Source organism: Pseudarthrobacter woesei (assembly GCF_055412745.1).
On record NZ_JBVAYU010000002.1, the window covers coordinates 182,075 to 198,377 of the forward strand.

Below are 16,303 nucleotides of genomic sequence, written 5' to 3' on the forward strand. Positions count from 1 at the left end.
CCGGTTCCGCTATATGACCCGGGACCCGCGCTGGCCATGGTGGTGCGCGTTGTAGACGGCACATTGATGGCGCAGCTGCCAGGCTAAGCCCACCGCTATATGAAGGCTGAAGGTAAACAGGGAAGACGCAAATATCTACGATACGGCAAAGTAACCTACTTGTCTACCCCACTTCCGGCGCGATTGCAAGCACCGGGTTTGGCCGAAGGACCGCCGGGCAGGGGCCGAAATGGCCAGGTGACGGGGCTCACGATAGCCTTGTCCTACATCGTCATAGATCGGAAGAGACCAACCATGACCAGCCCCGCAGACAACAATGATGTTGTTATCCTCGCCGCCGCCCGCACACCCCAGGGCCGCCTCAACGGTCAGCTGGCCAGCTTCACGGCCGTTGAACTCGGCGCCCATGCCATCCGCTCGGCCCTTGCCGCCAGCGGAGTGCCGGCAGAGCGGGTGGACGCGGTCATCATGGGCCAGGTCCTGCAGGCCGGCGCCGGCCAGAACCCCGCCCGCCAGGGCGCCATCGGCGCCGGCATCGGCTGGAACGTCCCTGCCGTCACCATCAACAAGGTCTGCCTTTCCGGCCTCACTGCCGTGATCGACGCGGCCCGGATGATCCGCAGCGGTGACGCCACCGTCGTCGTCGCCGGCGGCCAGGAGTCAATGACCCGTGCCCCGCACATCCTGCCGGGATCCCGGCAGGGCTGGACGTACGGCGCCGTCCAGGCGCTCGACGTCGCCGCCCACGACGGATTGACCGACGCTTTCGATGGGCAGTCGATGGGTCTGTCCACGGAGACCAAGAACCTCACTCTCGGCATCGACCGCGCCTCGCAGGACGAGGTAGCGGCCATGTCCCACCAGCGCGCCGCCCGGGCCGCCAAGGACGGGGTCTTCGACGGCGAGATCGCACCCATCAGCGTCAAGCAGCGCAAGGGCGAGCCGGTGGTTGTGGCCAAGGACGAGGGCATCCGGCCCGACACGACGGCCGAGTCCCTCGCCGGCCTGCGGGCAGCGTTCGTCACGGACGGCACCATCACCGCCGGCAACTCCTCTCCCCTGTCCGACGGCGCCTCCGCCCTCGTGCTGTCCTCGCGGAAGTTCGCCGAGGACAACGGCCTGGACTACCTGGCGGTCGTGGGCAAGCCCGGGCAGGTTGCCGGACCGGACAACTCGCTGCACTCGCAGCCGTCGAACGCGATCACGAGCGCGCTGGAGAAGGCGGGCTGGTCCGCCGCCGACCTGGACTTCATCGAGATCAACGAGGCGTTCGGCTCCGTCGCCGTCCAGTCCCTCAAGGACCTCGACTACCCGCTGGAAAAATGCAACATCCACGGCGGCGCGATCGCCCTGGGACACCCGATCGGCGCCTCCGGTGCCCGCCTGGCCCTGCACGCTGCGCACGAGCTGAAGCGGCGCGGCACGGGCAAGGCAGCCGTGTCCCTCTGCGGCGGCGGCGGCCAGGGCGAAGCCCTGCTGCTGTTCCGCGACTGAACCGGACGACGCCGTGACAGAAGCCGCGGCAGGGACCGGCCCCGCCGGCGTCGGACGGCAGCGCTTCCTGGCCGACGCCGCCGTGCGGGGGCTCGACGTCCGGCTCGTCGAGCGCCCCGCCGCCGACAGCCTCGAGGAAGCGGCCCGGATCCTGGGGCTCCAGCCTGCCGACATCGTGAAATCCCTCGTGGTCAAGCACAAGGACGGCAGCTTCCTCTTCGCGCTGATTCCGGGCGACCGGCAGATCTCCTGGCCCAAGCTCCGGGCGCTTATCGGCGTCAACAAGCTTTCGCTCCCGGCCGCGGAGGTCGCCCTGCAGGCCACCGGCTATGAACGCGGCACCATCACGCCTCTCGGCAGCACCGTGGCGTGGCCGGTGTACGCCGACCGGAGCATCGCGGGCAAGCGGGTTTCGATGGGGGCCGGGGAGCACGGCTACAGCGCCTTCGTCGACGCCGATGCCCTCACGGCCGCGCTGGACGCCGTCGTCGCGGACATCTCCGAACCGGGTTAAGAAGCAACGCGGGGTCACTTCCGGCCCATCCCACCCGGCCGGATGGGCCGTAAGTGACCCCGCGTTGCTGTTGGGGGCGGGGCTTAGGGTGTCACGGTGAGAGCCTCGCCGTTGACGGTGAGCCGCCAGTTGTCCTGGTTGAATACGGCCACGTCCAGGGTCCCGTGGTCCACGACGTAGTCGATGATGCGCTGCCGGATCTCCTGCTGGCTGTTGGAGAGCACCGGCGCCGTCTTCACACCGGGGAAGTTGCCGCCGCCGCTCTGGCGGTAGTTGTTGATGGCCAGGGCAAACTCCTGGTCCATGCGCAGGGCTGCGCCGCCGTACGTGAGCTTGGCGATCCGCTCCCCCACCGGCCTGGCGAGGTCGATCTGGTAGGTCAGCGGCGCGTCCAGGCCGTAGACGACGTCGTAGTTGTAGTCCGGTGTCCCGCCCGGCGCCATGGCCGTGACGGCGTTGGTGACGTCCGCGGCGCGGGCCGTGGTGGTGCCGACCGGCCTGAAGTACTGGGCGGACCACTCCAGATAGGCCTTGACCTGCGCCCCGGTGACCTTGATGGACAGCAGCGTGTTGTCGAAGATGTACAGCCCGGCCACGTCGCGGATGGTCAGCGGACCGGCCTTGACGTCCACCGAACGCGAGAAGGCCGCCGCGATGGACAGCACGGGCAGCCCGGCATCCGGTCCGCCGGCCAGTTCCGCCTTGATGGTGCTGGCCTGGACGTAGTTGATGGCGTCGATTGCGGCCGAGTCCTCCCAGCAGGCGGTGGCGGTGCTCAGCGGAGCCGTACACGTGCCGATCACCTCGTTCACGTACGTCACCGTGGCCTCGTGCCCGGCCTGCACGGCGCCGACGACGGCGGGATCGGCGTCGGCCGTGCTGGCGTCCAGCAGGTGCGCGCGCGAGGTGGTGACGGTCCAGGAACCCTTCACCTTGGCCAGCTCCAAATCCATGACGGACACCCGCATGCCCCACTTGAGCGGTTCGCTCAGGAGCACCGGCCGGCCGGTGGCCTTGTTGGTGACAAAACGTTCCGGGATCTCCAGATGGGCGTGGCCGACCAGGATTGCGTCGATACCGGGGACCTCTTCGGCCAGCTGTGTGGAGGCGTTCTCGGGGAAGGGCAGGGCGTCACCGTAGGAGGAGCCCTGCGTCGCGCCTGAATGGCTGGAAACGATCACGACGTCGGCCCCGGCCGCCTTCATCTGCGGGATGACGGTCCTGGCTTCCTCGACGATGCCGTTGAAGTCCAGCTTGCCCTGGACGTTGTCGCGGTCCCAGAGCGCGCAGCCGGGGGTGACAAAGCCGACCAGGCCCACGGTCAACCAGCCGTTATCCGTCTTCACGCGTTTGAGGACGTAGGGGGTGAACGCGCGCCGGCCGGTCACGGCGTCGTGGACGTTGGCACCGAGCAGCGGGAAGTCGAGCTGATCTTCCCAGATGCGCAGCAGCGGGATGCCGTAGTTGAATTCATGGTTGCCGAGGCCAACGGCGTCATAGCCCACCGCGTTCATGGCCAGCGCCATGGGGTGCTTAACAGTTGCGGAGATGGGCCTGATCCTGGCGAAGTAGTAGGCCAGGGGCGTGCCCTGGATGGTGTCGCCGGCGTCGATGGTGAGGGTGTTCGCCGCACCACGCTCGGCCCGCATGGCCTTAATGAGGGTGGCGGCCTGAGCCATGCCGATCTTGTTCCCGGCCGTATCGGCATAGGGCGCGTTCTTGAAGTAGTCCCAGTTGAAGACGTTGTTGTGCAGGTCTGTGGTGCCGAGCACCGTCAGGGTGAACTGCTTCCTGCCGTTCGCCGGGGTGCCAGGCACGGCGGGCCCGGCATGGGCGGCGGGGGTTCCGGCGAGGGTCGCAGCGGCGGCGCTGCCACCGACGAGGGCAGCACTGAGCATGGCGCGGCGGGAGAGTGAAGGATTGGGGTCTGTCATGGTGTGAACTCCTCAACATTGGCGGCCTGTTGGCACAAAGCCTGAGTCTAGGGGCGCCGGCACACCATGGAACAGAGAGTTCGCAATCTTTTCTGGAAGCTTCACGGTCCGTTGGCTTCTGCCCGGGTATCGCCCGGGACGCAGAAAACCCCGCCCACCGGAGTGGACGGGGTTCCCGGAGCAGGACGGGAACTGAAAGTTCCCGTCCTGCCGGAGCAGCGAGTTACTTGAGGGTAACGCGAGCGCCGGCTTCCTGGAGCTGTGCAACAGCCTTCTCGGCAGCTTCCTTGGTGACGCCTTCGAGGATGGCCTTCGGAGCGCTGTCAACAACGTCCTTTGCTTCCTTGAGGCCCAGGGAAGTGATGGCGCGAACTTCCTTGATGACTGCAATCTTCTTGTCGCCCGGGTGCTCCAGGATGACGTCGAATGCGGTCTGCTCTTCTTCTTCTGCAGCACCGCCGGCGGCGGGGCCAGCAACTGCAACAGCAGCAGCCGTAACTTCGAAGGTCTCTTCGAAGAGCTTAACGAACTCGGAGAGCTCGATGATGGTCAGTTCCTTGAAAGCTTCAATGAGCTCTTCGTTGGTGAGCTTCGCCATGGTGTGGCGTCCTTCCTATAGTGGTGCTCGGCGGCCGGGGCCATGCCTTCGCACCGGAGTCTGGTTTAGAGAGTTAGTTCTCTTCGGGGGCTGCGGCGTCGGCGGGAGCCTCAGCTGCTGCATCTGCTGCGGGAGCCTCAGCCGGAGCTTCAGCGTCGGCCGGGGCTTCGTCAGCGGCGGGTGCTTCGGCTTCTGCCGGTGCACCGTTCTCTTCTTCAAGCTTGAGGCGCAGTGCGTCGATGATGCGTACAGCAGCGGCAGCAGGAGCCTTGAGGATGCCTGCAACCTTGGCGAGCTGCAGCTCGCGGGACTCGAGTGCTGCCAGGGCAGCGACTTCGCTGGCGTTCAGTGCCTTGCCCTCGAAGTAACCGGTCTTGATAACCAGCTGCTTGTTGGTCTTGGCAAAATCCGTCAGGCTCTTGGCAGCGGCAACTGCGTCACCCTTGATGAACGCGATTGCAGTGGGGCCGGCGAGCTGGCCGTCGAATGCTTCGACACCGGCTTCCTTGGCTGCAATAGCGGTCAGGGTGTTCTTGACGACCGAGAACTTGGTGTCCTGGCCGAGAGAGACACGCAGCTGCTTGAGCTGTGCAACGGTGAGCCCACGGTATTCGGTCAGGACAGCGGCGTTCGATTCCTTGAAATCGTTAGTGATCTCAGCTACTGCTGAAACCTTGCTAGGCGTTGCCATAACCCTCCTTCCGGGGATAGTGCCGGTGTTTCCGGGTCCCCGCTCAGATGAGCTAAAACAAAAAAACGCCCCGCGCAGATGCACGGGGCTTGTCTCGACGCGGTTCATGACCACGGAGCTTTGCTTCGTTCACCTGCGCCGGCCGCCCTATGTTCAGGGTCCTTCGTCCGGAGATCCACTGGCTCTCCCCGGCGCGACTGCAGAAGTGAGTCTTGCTTGGGAGAGTGGATTTCCAACAACCGACGGTCTTTGGTTTCCCCAGCTTACGGGACACCGTGCGCCGCCGCCAAATCGGGCCCGCGCGGGGGCCCGGCCGGGGACCAGCGTTAGCTGACGCTCGGCCCGAAGTCCGGCAGTTCCTTCTGCCAGATGCCCGTCACGCCTGCCGTCGTGAAACCGAGCTGCTGATTGACCTTGAGCAGGTAGCGGTTCTCCGGGGCGTTCCAGGTGTAGAGGACCCTGGCGTCGGGGAACTGTTCGGTGAGCCGCTCCATGTTGGCGACCTTGATCAGCAGGCCCAGCTTGTTGCCGCGATGGGTCTGGAGCATCACGGTGTCGTCCTGGAAAACGACGTCGGGGCGCAACGCAAGGACACTGATGGTGGTCAGGCCAACGAGCATACCGGTGGCGAGGTGTTCGACGGCGGTCACCACCGTCCGGCGGCCCTGCGCGATGGCGACGTCTTCGGCGTGGCGCAGGATGCCGCCGTCGAGCACCATGTCCGGGTCCTCGACCCCCGGCACACCATCCTCGCCGGCACTGTTTTCCAGCGCAGCGACGGCCTCGAGCCACTGCTCCGGGCAACGGTCCGTCCAGTGGTGCAGGCGGTAGCGGCCCCCGTTGGCCTCGTCGGCCTCGGCCTCCAGCTCGACGACGAGCTTGCTGTCGAGGGGAAGCCGGCAGGCACTGAATTGTTCGATGTGCTGCAGGGTGTAGCCGGTGTGCCGGGCGAACTCCACCTCCCGACTTCCCAACGGGACGAAGCCAAGGCCGCTTCCGGGCACCAGCTGGCCGGACCCGCTGGCGCTGAGAGACGCACCCGAATGGTTCGTGTCGATCAGGATGGTGTGCCGGCCTTCGTCGCGGGCAAAGTGTTCAGCGGCCTCGAGCAGCTGCCGGCCGACGCCCTGACGCTGGAACTCGGGCAGGATGTCGAGGGTGAATTCCGCCAGGTCGAGGTTGTCAGCGAGGGGCAGCGCAATGTCGACCGTCCCGACAATTTCCCCGCCGATCTTGGCCACCAGGATCACCTGGCGTTCGTAAGGGTCCGCCATCTCGAGCAGCTTTTCCGCCGGGGCGTACGCGAGGTCGTCGCTTCCCCAGGTCTGCATCCGCACCTTGCGGCCGACTTCGACGGCGGCAACGAAGTCCGCCGCGTCCGGCCCGTCCACGGAATCGGGAATCCACAGCTGTTCAATCCGCACATCGCTTGCCATAGAGGGCATTGTCCCCGCCGTTCGGCCATCCATTACGGGTTACGGAAACCCGGCTTTGGCCGGGCTTTCAAGCCACAGCATATGCCTGATTGCGCCGCCGTTCCATCGGTTAGGCCGGCCATGCTTTACGCGGTGATGACCCGCTGCCATTCGCCGTCGTACCCTGCGGGCCGGAAGCCGAGCGCGATGTTAATGGCCAGCATGTGATCGTTTTCCGCGGCGTTGAAGGTGATCACTCGCTCCACCGCAGGGTACTCGGCGCGGAGCCGGCGGAGATTGAGGAGCTTGACGAGCATGCCGAGGCGGTGGCCGCGGTGACTGGCTGCGACGAGGGTGTCGTCCTGGTCGGCCAGCCAGGGTTTGCTGGGTGCCAGTTCCAGCACGGAGTAGGCGGCCAATTCGCCGTGTTCCCGGTGCCGGGCGGCAGTGACGAGCGAGATGTTTCCGGCCTGCTTCCAGATGTCCTCAACATGCCGGACGCGGGCAACATCCCACGTCTCTGCCTCGTAGCTCAGTCCTCCCGTCGGCGCGTCCGTGCTCATCCGGGACATCAGTACGGCAAGCTGTTCCACGTACTCATCCGGACAACGGTCCGTCCAGGAAACCAGTTCGTACTGCTCCGCCTTGGCCAGCGCCTCCCGCTCCAGGACGTCGAGTTCCGGCACTGGAGCGGCGACATCCAGGCTGCTGAACCGCTCCACCTGCTCCAACTGGTAGCCCGCCGCCGTGGCGAAGCGGACGCCGCGGGCCGCCGTCGGCAGGGCGCCGGAGCCGGTCAACGGCGTGATCACGTCCGGGCCGTCGACGTCGAAGTCGGCCGGGTGTTCCGTGAAGCTCATCAGGACGGTGCGGCCGTCAGCCACGGCCAGGGACTCACCGTGGTGCAGCAGCGCGCGGCCGATCCCGTGGCCGGTGTAGGCCTTCAGCACTGCAACGTGCAGGAGTGCACTGCCGAGGTTCTCCTGCAGTTCGCAACTGATCCAGGACCGCGCGACCATCCGGCCATCGACGCGGACAAAGAAAAGCCGTATCCGGGTGTAGGCGTCGTCCCGCCAGACCCGGAGCCGGGCACCGGGCGGCGCGGCCCGGTCGAGGTTCCCCCAGCCCTCCAGAACCAGAGCGTCGCAGAGCTGACTGAAAGCCAGGAAGTCAACGGCGTCCGGAGCGTCGATGGATTCCGGCAGGATCAGGGGTTCGATGCGGAACGGCGCTGTAGTCACCGGGTCAGCCTAACCGGGCGCCGGAATGCAGAAAAGACCGCCCCGCGGATGCGGGACGGTCTCTCTGTTGCTTGCTGTACAACCGCCGAGGATTAGACCTCGGTCAGGACCTTGGTGACGTTGGGGTCAACCGAGATGCCCGGGCCAAACGTGGTGGCGACGGTGGCCTTCTGGATGTAGCGTCCCTTGGAAGCGGACGGCTTGAGGCGAAGAACCTCTTCCAGGGCGGCCGCGTAGTTCTCGGCCAGCTTGAGGGCGTCGAACGAAACCTTGCCGATGATGAAGTGCAGGTTCGAGTGCTTGTCGACGCGGAAGTCGATCTTGCCACCCTTGATGTCGTTGACAGCCTTGGCGACGTCAGCGGTCACGGTGCCCGTCTTCGGGTTCGGCATCAGGTTACGCGGACCCAGGACCTTTCCGAGGCGGCCAACCTTGCCCATGAGGTCGGGGGTGGCGACGGCGGCGTCGAAGTCGGTCCAGCCGGCTGCGATCTTTTCGATCAGGTCATCGGAACCGACGAAGTCGGCGCCGGCAGCGATTGCTGCCTCAGCCTTGACGCCCGTTGCGAAGACGAGGACGCGGGCGGTCTTACCGGTGCCGTGGGGCAGGATAACGGTGCCGCGGACCATCTGGTCAGCCTTGCGCGGGTCGACACCCAGGCGGAAAGCGACCTCTACGGTGGCGTCGAACTTGGACGGGTTGCTGTCCTTGGCCAGCGTCACTGCCTCGAACGGCGCGTAGAACTTCTCCGCGTCGATCTTGGCTGCGGCTGCCTCATATGCTTTGCTGCGCTTTGCCATGCTGCTTATTCTCCTTGTGCAGTTGTGGTCTGCGGACCGCGCTGGGCCCTGCCACAGTCGGGATTCCGGCCGGAATATCCGTGCCGGTTCCGACATTTTTCAATGATTGGGTGGTGCCGGTTTCCCGGCGGTGCTGACCGGCGTCGTGCTCGGTTTCCCGAACCCTTCGCCCCAGCGGTGGGGAACTAACCCTCGACGGTGATACCCATGGAGCGGGCGGTGCCGGCGATGATCTTCGCGGCGCCTTCGAGGCTTGTGGCGTTGAGGTCTTCCATCTTGGTGGTGGCGATCTCGTTGACCTGGGCCTGCGTCAGCTTGGCAACCTTGACGGTGTGCGGGGTCGGTGAACCCTTGGCAACGCCTGCAGCCTTCTTGATGAGCTCTGCGGCCGGCGGGGTCTTGGTGATGAACGTGAACGAGCGGTCCTCGTAAACCGTGATTTCAACCGGAATAACGTTGCCGCGCTGGGCTTCCGTCGCAGCGTTGTACGCCTTGCAGAATTCCATGATGTTGACACCGTGCTGGCCAAGCGCAGGACCGATCGGCGGGGCCGGGTTAGCGGCACCTGCCTGGATCTGCAGCTTGATGAGGCCGGTGACCTTCTTCTTGGGAGCCAATGTAGGTCCTTCTCTCAAATACGTCCTGGGACACAGGAGCGTGACTCAGGTTGGTGGCCGCCATGGCGAGGCGGCCGGCCGATCCGGGGCTGCTAAGCGGGCAGCCCCGGAGCGAATTCTTTGCGGAAGCTAGATCTTGCTGACCTGGTTGAACGCCAGGGTAACCGGGGTCTCGCGCTCGAAGATGGAGACCAGCACCACGAGGGTCTGCGAGTCCACCTTGATTTCGGAAATCGTCGCCGGAAGGGTCTCGAACGGGCCCTCCTTGACGATCACCGACTCGCCGACCTCGAAGTCGACGTCGACATGCGCGGCAGCGTGCTTGATGGGCTTGCCCTTCTCGGCCTGCTCTTCTTCGAAGACCGGGGCGAGCATGGAGAAGACCTCGTCGAGGCGCAGCGGAACCGGGTTGTGGGCGTTGCCCACGAAACCGGTCACACCGGGAGTGTGGCGGACGGCGCCCCAGGAGGCATCCGTCAGGTCCATGCGGACCAGGACGTAGCCGGGGATGCGGACGCGGTTGATGACCTTGCGCTGAGCGTTCTTAATCTCAACGACTTCCTCCATCGGGACCTGGATTTCGAAGATGTACTCTTCCATGTCCAGGGTCTGGATGCGGGTCTCAAGGTTGGCTTTGACGCGGTTTTCGTAACCGGCGTAGGAGTGGATGACGTACCAGTCACCTTCCTGGCGGCGCAGCTTGGCTTTGAACTCATCGGCCGGATCCACCTCGGCGGCGGCGGCAGCAGCGGCCAGCGCGTCGTCGGACTCGGCGGCGGACTCTTCGTCAGACTCGGCGGCGTCGCCTTCAGTTTCTTCCCCGGCGTCTGCATCTTCTGCAGCGTCGGACTCTTCGACGGCGGCTTCCCCGGCTTCAGCCGTGTCAGCGGCCTCGTCAGCGACGTCGGATTCGGGCGCAGCAGACACGGCCTCGGACTCTTCCCCGGCTTCCACCGCGGCGTCCTGGCTCTTATCCAGCTCAGTCTCAGTTACCTCGAGCTCCTGCTCAGACACTTGGTCTCCTGCTTCCTCATTGCCTAACATGCCTATTTAAATGACTCAATTCCGCACACCCCGCAGAGCCTCCGGTATTCCGGGGAAATCCACGCAGTCTGCGGACCGGCCGCCCTTAGCGGTCCGTGGGGCCCGTGCCGCCGAAGACCCAGCTCACTCCGGTCCCGAAGGCCAGGTCCAGCAGGGTGACGATGATCATCATGATGACCACGAATACCAGCACCACGAGCGTGTAGTTGATCAGTTCTTTGCGGGTCGGTGCGACAACCTTCTTCAGTTCGCCGATGACCTGGCGGACGAAGAGCGCAATTCGAGCGAAGAAGCCTGCCTTTTTGGCGGCATTCTTAGTGGGGCGGCCTTTGGAGCTGCTGGCAGCTGTTTCGGTCACCTGGTCCCTCACTCATCCTCGCAATGTCGGATCCCCGGCTCTGAACTGAACCATGGTTGCTGCGCTTGCTCCGGATTGCCCGGAACAGCTTGCGCAGGGCAGACAGGACTCGAACCTGCAACCTGCGGTTTTGGAGACCGCTGCGCTACCAATTGCGCCACTACCCTATGGATCGAAAACCAATTCCGGCCGCTTGAGCCCCAGACTTCCCTGAGGCGCAGGCCATCGTCGTGTTTTCAACACCGGAGAACCAGTCTACGCAACAACTGCGCCTACGTCGAACCGGCCCTCCCGGACCCTCTGGCGCGCCGCGAAAAGCATCTGACTGCCTGCAGTCACAATTCCCCGCGGTCACCCCGGACGATCCGCTGAACAGCATAGAGTAGATTTCGTCGAATCCCACAAACAGCTACCGAAGCTGCAAGCGAAGAATGGACCCGTCATGCCTGCCGCCCGCATTTCACAGCGTATTTCCGCCATCGCCGAATCCGCCACACTGGCAGTTGATGCCAAGGCGAAGGCGCTGAAGGCGGCTGGTCGTCCCGTCATCGGCTTCGGCGCCGGCGAGCCGGATTTTCCGACCCCCGGTTACATTGTGCAGGCCGCCATCGAGGCCGCCAGCCAGCCCAAGTATCACCGCTACTCCCCCGCCGGCGGCCTGCCGGAGCTGAAGCAGGCCATCGCGGACAAGACATTCCGGGATTCCGGCTACAAGGCCGAGGCATCGCAGGTGCTGGTCACCAACGGCGGCAAGCAGGCCGTGTACAACACCTTCGCCACGCTGCTCGATCCGGGCGACGAGGTCATCGTCCCCACGCCGTTCTGGACCACCTACCCGGAAGCCATCCGGCTCGCCGGCGGCGTGCCGGTGGAGGTGTTCGCCGGTCCCGACCAGGACTACCTGGTCACCGTCGACCAGCTCGACGCCGCTGTGACGGACCGCACCAAAATCCTGCTCTTCGTCTCCCCGTCCAACCCCACCGGTGCCGTGTACCCGCCGGAACAGGTCAGGGAGATCGGCCGGTGGGCCGCCGCCAGGGGCCTGTGGGTGGTCACCGATGAGATCTACGAGCACCTGACCTACGACGGTGTGCCCTTCACCTCGATCGCCACGGCTGTCCCGGAGCTGGGAGACAAGGTGGTCATCCTCAACGGTGTCGCCAAGACCTACGCCATGACCGGCTGGCGGGTGGGCTGGATGATCGGCCCGGCCGACGTTATCAAGGCCGCCACGAACCTGCAGTCCCATGCCACCTCCAACGTCTCCAACATCCCGCAGATGGCAGCCCTGGCCGCGGTCTCGGGCCCGTTGACCGCCGTCGACGAGATGAAACTGGCCTTCGACCGCCGCCGCAAGGCGATCGTGGCCGGCCTGAACGCGATCGAAGGACTTGAATGCCCGACGCCGAAGGGTGCCTTCTACGTCTACGCCGACGTCCGCGCCCTGCTGGGCAAGGAATTCCCGTCCGTTAGCGGTCCGGTCCGGCCCTCGACGTCGGCCGAGCTGGCCACCCTGATCCTGGACGAGGTCGAGGTGGCCGTGGTTCCGGGCGAGGCGTTCGGCCCCTCCGGCTACCTCCGGCTGTCCTACGCCCTCGGCGACGAGGACCTGGCCACCGGCGTCGCCCGCCTGCAGGACTTCCTGGGCAAGGCGAAGTAGGGCGCTCCCGCACTACGCACCGCTGGACATGTCCAGCGGCAATCACCAACAGTGGACAGAATGCCCTTCCGCCCACTGTTGGTCTTTAAGAATGAGCATGTCCATGGTGAGGAACCGCTAGAGCAGGCGGCGTTCGGCGGCCCAGCGGGTGAGTTCGTGCCGGCTGGAGAGCTGGAGCTTGCGCAGCACCGCCGAGACATGGGTTTCGACCGTCTTGATCGAAATGAACAGCTCTTTCGCGACTTCCTTGTAGCTGTACCCGCGCGCAATCAGCCGCATTACCTCGAGCTCACGGGCGGAGAGCCGGTCCAGCTCATCGTCTGCGATGTCCGCGGGCGCGGTGCCGAACGCGTCCAGCACAAAGCCCGCCAGCCGGGGCGAAAAGACCGCGTCGCCCCCGGCCACGCGGCGTACTGCATTGGAAATTGCCGCGCCGGAAATGGTCTTGGTGACATACCCGCGGGCCCCGGCCCGGATCACCGAAACGACGTCCTCCGCCGCGTCGGAGACGCTGAGGGCAAGGAACCGGGTGCTGCCCAGCAGCGGCACCGATCCGGCCAGCACTTCTCGCCCTCCGCCGCCGAGCCCGCCGGGCAGGTGCACATCCAGCAGCACGACGTCGGGGCGCACGGCGGCGATGACCGCGATGGCCTCTTCGACCGTTCCGGCCTCCCCCGCGACGACGATGCTCGGATCCAGGTCGGCTTTCAGGCCGGACCGGAAGATGGCGTGATCATCCACGATCACCACCCGGATTCCCGGGGCCGGGCTCCCTGCGTCTGCGTGATTCACAGTCTTACCTCTCCATTGTCGGCGGCGGCCGTGGTGGCGGACAGCGGCAGCCGCAGGCGCACCTCGGTGCCGTCCGGGCTGCTGGTGATTGCGGCGGTGCCGCCGTGCCGGCTCATCCGGCCGATGATAGATTCACGGACGCCGAACCTGTCCGGGGGGACGGCGTCCGGATCGAAGCCGGGGCCGCGGTCCTTGACGAAGACTTCAGCGGCGTCGTCTGTGACTTCAAGGTACACGGAGACCGCGCCTCCGCCGTGACGGGCTGCGTTCAGCATGGCCTCGCGGGCAGCCTGGACCAGGGCCTCGCGCCGTTCGGTCAAGGCGCAGTCGCCTACGCTCACCACTTCGACAGCGTGGCCGAGCGAGTCCTCGACTTCTGCGGCCGCGGCCCTGACAGCTTCGGAGAACTGGCCTGCTTCCTTGCCCGGGTCCCGGTACAGCCAGCCCCTCAGCTCGCGTTCCTGGGCGCGGGCCAGGCGGAGAACGTCGTGCTCGCTGCCGGCACGCCGCTGGATCAGGGCCAGAGTCTGGAGGACGGAGTCGTGCAGATGGGCGGCAATCTCGGCCCGTTCGGTGGCGCGGACGCGGCCGGCGCGCTCAGTCTCCAGATCACGCCAGAACTTCAGCCCCCAGGGGAACAGCACCAGGGCCACGCCTCCCAGAACCGCCACGGAGGAGAGCAGTGCCAGCCAGGTCTGTTCCCAGGACCCCGAACCCGACACCATCACGAGCACCCCGGCCACCACCAGTGCCAGCCCGGCCGCAAGCCGGGCCCAGCCGCCGGCCTGATCGGCCTTGGTCTTGTCCACGAGCCCCGCCCGCCGGGTTTCGTCCAGTTGCATCCAGGCGATGGCGGCGCCACCGAGGATCGCCGCAACCGGGATGAGGGTGCCGAGCGGGATGTCGAAACCGAGCAACCGGGCGCTCAGGATCCCGGCCGCCAGGAGCAGCCCCGCGCCGAGCAGGATCTCCTTGCCGTACCGCAGGCCGGTGACCCGGCTCCGCCAAGACTCTGTGATGGCCTCCGGTGCCGGTGCGGCCGGGCCTGGCCGCACCGGGGCCGGCGGTTGCGGCCCCGGTGTCGAGGGTGCGGGGAAGCCCGGGTACGGGGCGCTCACCGCGGGGGCAATGGGCGACGCCGGCCGGCGGGCGTCGCGCTTGGCGCTTTCATCGGCGGTGGGGACCATGATCCAGAGCCAGGCGTAGAACGCGACGCCGGCGCCGCCGGCGAGGGCGGCGACCACCATGCCGATCCGGATCATCCGCACAGGCCAGCCCAGATGGCTGGCGAGGCCCGCGCAGACGCCGGCAATCACACGGTCGCCGCCGCGGACCAGCGGCGGGCGGGGTACGGCGGTTGTCATGAATCAATCCAAGCACGGATCAGGGTTCCCCGGACCGATTTGGGGCCCTAACCGGGGCTGACTCAGGGACAGTTCAGGGTGTTCCCCAGTAGAGCGGAACCGCCGCGGACGGGAGGATCGAAGTATGAATCCGCACACTCCGCACCCCGATGAAAGCAACGACCCTTCCGGCCGCCCGGCAGGGCAGTCCGGCGGGCAATCCACCGATCAATCCACCGGCCAGATCGGTGGACAGCCGGCTGAGCAGCCCGCCGATGCCTCCGGCAACCCGGCTGCGGGTGAGGTGCCCGCTGCGGCTACTTCCGCCACCGTCCCGCTGGATTTTCCGGCGGCCACCGGCGCCCACGGCGCACCGAATGTTCCGGGCAGCGACCCCTCCCCCCCGCCGCCTCCGCCTTACTACGGACCCAACCCTCCGCATGCCGGGGCGGAGCCGCAGAATTTCTTCGACTGGATCCGCAGCCACGGCATCCACCGCGGACGCGAACGCTGGATCGGAGGCGTCGCGACCGGCATCGCCCAGCGGCTCGGCGTCGACCCCCTGATTGTCCGCGGCATCCTGATTGTCCTGACCGTCTTCGCGGGCGTCGGGGTACTCCTCTACGGTCTCGCCTGGGCGCTGCTGCCCGAACCCGACGGGCGCATCCACGTCCAGGAAGCCGCCGCAGGCCGGTGGACCTCCGGGATGACCGGTGCCTTGATCACCACGATCATCGGACTCCCCAGCCTGGGCAGCGGCGTCTGGGGCTGGGACCGCTACGGCTTCGGCGGCTTCATCTGGACCGTGTTCTGGGTGGGCGGTGCCATCTACCTCATCTACTACCTGACCCAGCGCAACAAGACTCGGAAAGGACACCTTGCCATGTCCTCGCACTCCCCGAGCTACGGCGGGCCGGCAACCTCCGCCGACCCGGCCGGCCCGGCAAATCCACCGACCGCCGCCAACACAGCGGCCTTCGCCCATACCCCTTACGGCAGCACCGGTCCCTTTCCCGCCTATGGCCAGTCAGGGTATGCCCCGTCCGGCAAGGACCACTCCACCGTGCCCGGCCCGGCGTGGGGCCCACCGCCGCCGTCGGGTCCTGTGCCCCCGCCAGGCGGCGGCTACCGCCCCGACCCCGGCTGGGGTCCGGTACCGCCGGCCAAAGCCCGGAACCTCGGCCCGGGCGCTCCCGCAGTGGCCGTCACCGCCGGCGTCGCCCTCCTCGTGGGCGGCGGCATCAAGGCCCTCGACGCCGCCAATGTGATCGCCCTCGGCGATTCCGGCAACGCCATCGTCTGGGCCAGCGGTGCGGCGGTCCTCGGCCTCGGAATCCTCATCTCCGGGCTCAGGGGCCGCACCTCGGGAGTCCTCGGGTTTTTCGCCGTGGTCGCCCTGATCATCGGGGCCATCTTCAATGTGGTCCCCAACGGCGACAGCTTCCGCTTCCAGAACGCCGACTGGTCCCCGGCCAGCATTGAGCAGGCCCGGAACGGGTTCGAGATCACCGGAGGCACCGGGACCGCGGATCTTAGGGCGCTGGCGCTCAACCCGCCGCTGGGCACCGACGTCGTCGTACCCATCGACGCGACCGCCAGCAACCTCACCGTGATCATCCCGGGCACCGTCCCCGTGCAGATCCAGGCGGACATGACGATGGGCAACCTCAATGAGGGCGGCCGGAGCCACGGCGGAATGACTACCCAGCAAAGCGACTACAACACCGGAATGCCGGGGGCCCGGCTGATCCTCAAGATCTCCGGCACCGCCAGCAACGTCACCATCCGGGAAGGGAACTGAC

15 protein-coding genes and 1 tRNA gene are annotated in these 16,303 nt (G+C 66.4%); 4 read left to right on the forward strand and 12 right to left on the reverse strand.

What is annotated here, in order from left to right; genetic code table 11:
• Positions 1-294: 294 nt before the first annotated feature.
• Together ACZYZE_RS03890 and ACZYZE_RS03895 are read left to right on the forward strand one after the other, a co-directional pair.
• The gene (locus tag ACZYZE_RS03890) at positions 295-1,494 is read left to right on the forward strand and encodes an acetyl-CoA C-acetyltransferase (protein WP_463906336.1); all 1,200 of its coding nucleotides are present in this window, start codon (positions 295-297) and stop codon (positions 1,492-1,494) included.
• Between the two features lie 13 nt (positions 1,495-1,507).
• Complete coding sequence (locus tag ACZYZE_RS03895) at positions 1,508-2,008, forward strand: aminoacyl-tRNA deacylase (protein WP_463906337.1); 501 nt, start codon at positions 1,508-1,510, stop codon at positions 2,006-2,008.
• 83 nt (positions 2,009-2,091) lie between these two features.
• On the opposite strand, the gene ACZYZE_RS03900 is transcribed toward ACZYZE_RS03895, so the two are convergent.
• The 10 genes from ACZYZE_RS03900 to ACZYZE_RS03945 all read right to left on the reverse strand — a co-directional run bounded on the left by ACZYZE_RS03900 (position 2,092) and on the right by ACZYZE_RS03945 (position 10,873).
• The gene (locus ACZYZE_RS03900; protein ID WP_459318153.1) at positions 2,092-3,942 is read right to left on the reverse strand and encodes a bifunctional metallophosphatase/5'-nucleotidase; all 1,851 of its coding nucleotides are present in this window, start codon (positions 3,940-3,942) and stop codon (positions 2,092-2,094) included.
• Between the two features lie 223 nt (positions 3,943-4,165).
• The gene (rplL, locus tag ACZYZE_RS03905; RefSeq protein WP_459318154.1) at positions 4,166-4,540 is read right to left on the reverse strand and encodes a 50S ribosomal protein L7/L12; all 375 of its coding nucleotides are present in this window, start codon (positions 4,538-4,540) and stop codon (positions 4,166-4,168) included.
• A gap of 73 nt (positions 4,541-4,613) precedes the next feature.
• Positions 4,614-5,231: a 50S ribosomal protein L10 gene (rplJ, locus tag ACZYZE_RS03910; protein ID WP_459318155.1), complete on the reverse strand. Its 618-nt coding sequence runs from the start codon at positions 5,229-5,231 to the stop codon at positions 4,614-4,616.
• 326 nt (positions 5,232-5,557) lie between these two features.
• Complete coding sequence (locus tag ACZYZE_RS03915; protein WP_459318156.1) at positions 5,558-6,667, reverse strand: GNAT family N-acetyltransferase; 1,110 nt, start codon at positions 6,665-6,667, stop codon at positions 5,558-5,560.
• A 125-nt stretch (positions 6,668-6,792) separates the two neighbouring features.
• On the reverse strand, positions 6,793-7,887 hold the full coding sequence (locus tag ACZYZE_RS03920) for a GNAT family N-acetyltransferase (protein WP_463906339.1): 1,095 nt from the start codon (positions 7,885-7,887) through the stop codon (positions 6,793-6,795).
• Positions 7,888-7,979: 92 nt separating this feature from the next.
• Positions 7,980-8,687 carry a 50S ribosomal protein L1 gene (rplA, locus tag ACZYZE_RS03925; protein ID WP_326966684.1) on the reverse strand — a complete coding sequence of 236 codons (708 nt, stop codon included), beginning with the start codon at positions 8,685-8,687 and terminating at the stop codon, positions 7,980-7,982.
• 185 nt (positions 8,688-8,872) lie between these two features.
• Positions 8,873-9,304: a 50S ribosomal protein L11 gene (gene rplK, locus ACZYZE_RS03930; protein WP_024365990.1), complete on the reverse strand. Its 432-nt coding sequence runs from the start codon at positions 9,302-9,304 to the stop codon at positions 8,873-8,875.
• A gap of 129 nt (positions 9,305-9,433) precedes the next feature.
• Positions 9,434-10,318, reverse strand: coding sequence for a transcription termination/antitermination protein NusG (nusG, locus tag ACZYZE_RS03935; RefSeq protein WP_459318158.1), 885 nt, complete (start codon positions 10,316-10,318; stop codon positions 9,434-9,436).
• Between the two features lie 115 nt (positions 10,319-10,433).
• Positions 10,434-10,706 carry a preprotein translocase subunit SecE gene (secE, locus tag ACZYZE_RS03940; protein ID WP_459318159.1) on the reverse strand — a complete coding sequence of 91 codons (273 nt, stop codon included), beginning with the start codon at positions 10,704-10,706 and terminating at the stop codon, positions 10,434-10,436.
• Positions 10,707-10,800: 94 nt separating this feature from the next.
• Positions 10,801-10,873 (reverse strand) — tRNA-Trp (locus ACZYZE_RS03945).
• A gap of 275 nt (positions 10,874-11,148) precedes the next feature.
• On the opposite strand from ACZYZE_RS03945, the gene ACZYZE_RS03950 reads away from it, so the two are divergent.
• Positions 11,149-12,366 carry a pyridoxal phosphate-dependent aminotransferase gene (locus ACZYZE_RS03950; RefSeq protein ID WP_459318160.1) on the forward strand — a complete coding sequence of 406 codons (1,218 nt, stop codon included), beginning with the start codon at positions 11,149-11,151 and terminating at the stop codon, positions 12,364-12,366.
• 117 nt (positions 12,367-12,483) lie between these two features.
• Here the strand turns inward: ACZYZE_RS03950 and ACZYZE_RS03955 are convergent, their stop codons facing one another.
• Both ACZYZE_RS03955 and ACZYZE_RS03960 read right to left on the reverse strand, forming a co-directional pair.
• On the reverse strand, positions 12,484-13,158 hold the full coding sequence (locus tag ACZYZE_RS03955) for a LuxR C-terminal-related transcriptional regulator (RefSeq protein WP_463906342.1): 675 nt from the start codon (positions 13,156-13,158) through the stop codon (positions 12,484-12,486).
• Positions 13,155-14,522 carry an ATP-binding protein gene (locus ACZYZE_RS03960; protein ID WP_463906344.1) on the reverse strand — a complete coding sequence of 456 codons (1,368 nt, stop codon included), beginning with the start codon at positions 14,520-14,522 and terminating at the stop codon, positions 13,155-13,157. Before ACZYZE_RS03960 ends, ACZYZE_RS03955 begins: the two co-directional genes overlap by 4 nt.
• Positions 14,523-14,646: 124 nt before the next feature.
• Between ACZYZE_RS03960 and ACZYZE_RS03965 the strand changes: the two genes are divergently transcribed.
• On the forward strand, positions 14,647-16,302 hold the full coding sequence (locus ACZYZE_RS03965; RefSeq protein WP_463906345.1) for a PspC domain-containing protein: 1,656 nt from the start codon (positions 14,647-14,649) through the stop codon (positions 16,300-16,302).
• Position 16,303 lies beyond the last annotated feature (1 nt).

What these genes read in the sequence shown, in the direction of transcription:
- ACZYZE_RS03890 (WP_463906336.1), top strand. Translation starts at nt 295, where the DNA reads ATGACCAGCCCCGCAGACAACAATGATGTTGTTATCCTCGCCGCCGCC.
- ACZYZE_RS03900 (WP_459318153.1), bottom strand. Translation starts at nt 3,942, where the DNA reads ATGACAGACCCCAATCCTTCACTCTCCCGCCGCGCCATGCTCAGTGCT.
- rplL (WP_459318154.1), bottom strand. Translation starts at nt 4,540, where the DNA reads ATGGCGAAGCTCACCAACGAAGAGCTCATTGAAGCTTTCAAGGAACTG.
- rplJ (WP_459318155.1), bottom strand. Translation starts at nt 5,231, where the DNA reads ATGGCAACGCCTAGCAAGGTTTCAGCAGTAGCTGAGATCACTAACGAT.
- ACZYZE_RS03915 (WP_459318156.1), bottom strand. Translation starts at nt 6,667, where the DNA reads ATGGCAAGCGATGTGCGGATTGAACAGCTGTGGATTCCCGATTCCGTG.
- rplA (WP_326966684.1), bottom strand. Translation starts at nt 8,687, where the DNA reads ATGGCAAAGCGCAGCAAAGCATATGAGGCAGCCGCAGCCAAGATCGAC.
- ACZYZE_RS03950 (WP_459318160.1), top strand. Translation starts at nt 11,149, where the DNA reads ATGCCTGCCGCCCGCATTTCACAGCGTATTTCCGCCATCGCCGAATCC.
- ACZYZE_RS03960 (WP_463906344.1), bottom strand. Translation starts at nt 14,522, where the DNA reads ATGACAACCGCCGTACCCCGCCCGCCGCTGGTCCGCGGCGGCGACCGT.
- ACZYZE_RS03965 (WP_463906345.1), top strand. Translation starts at nt 14,647, where the DNA reads ATGAATCCGCACACTCCGCACCCCGATGAAAGCAACGACCCTTCCGGC.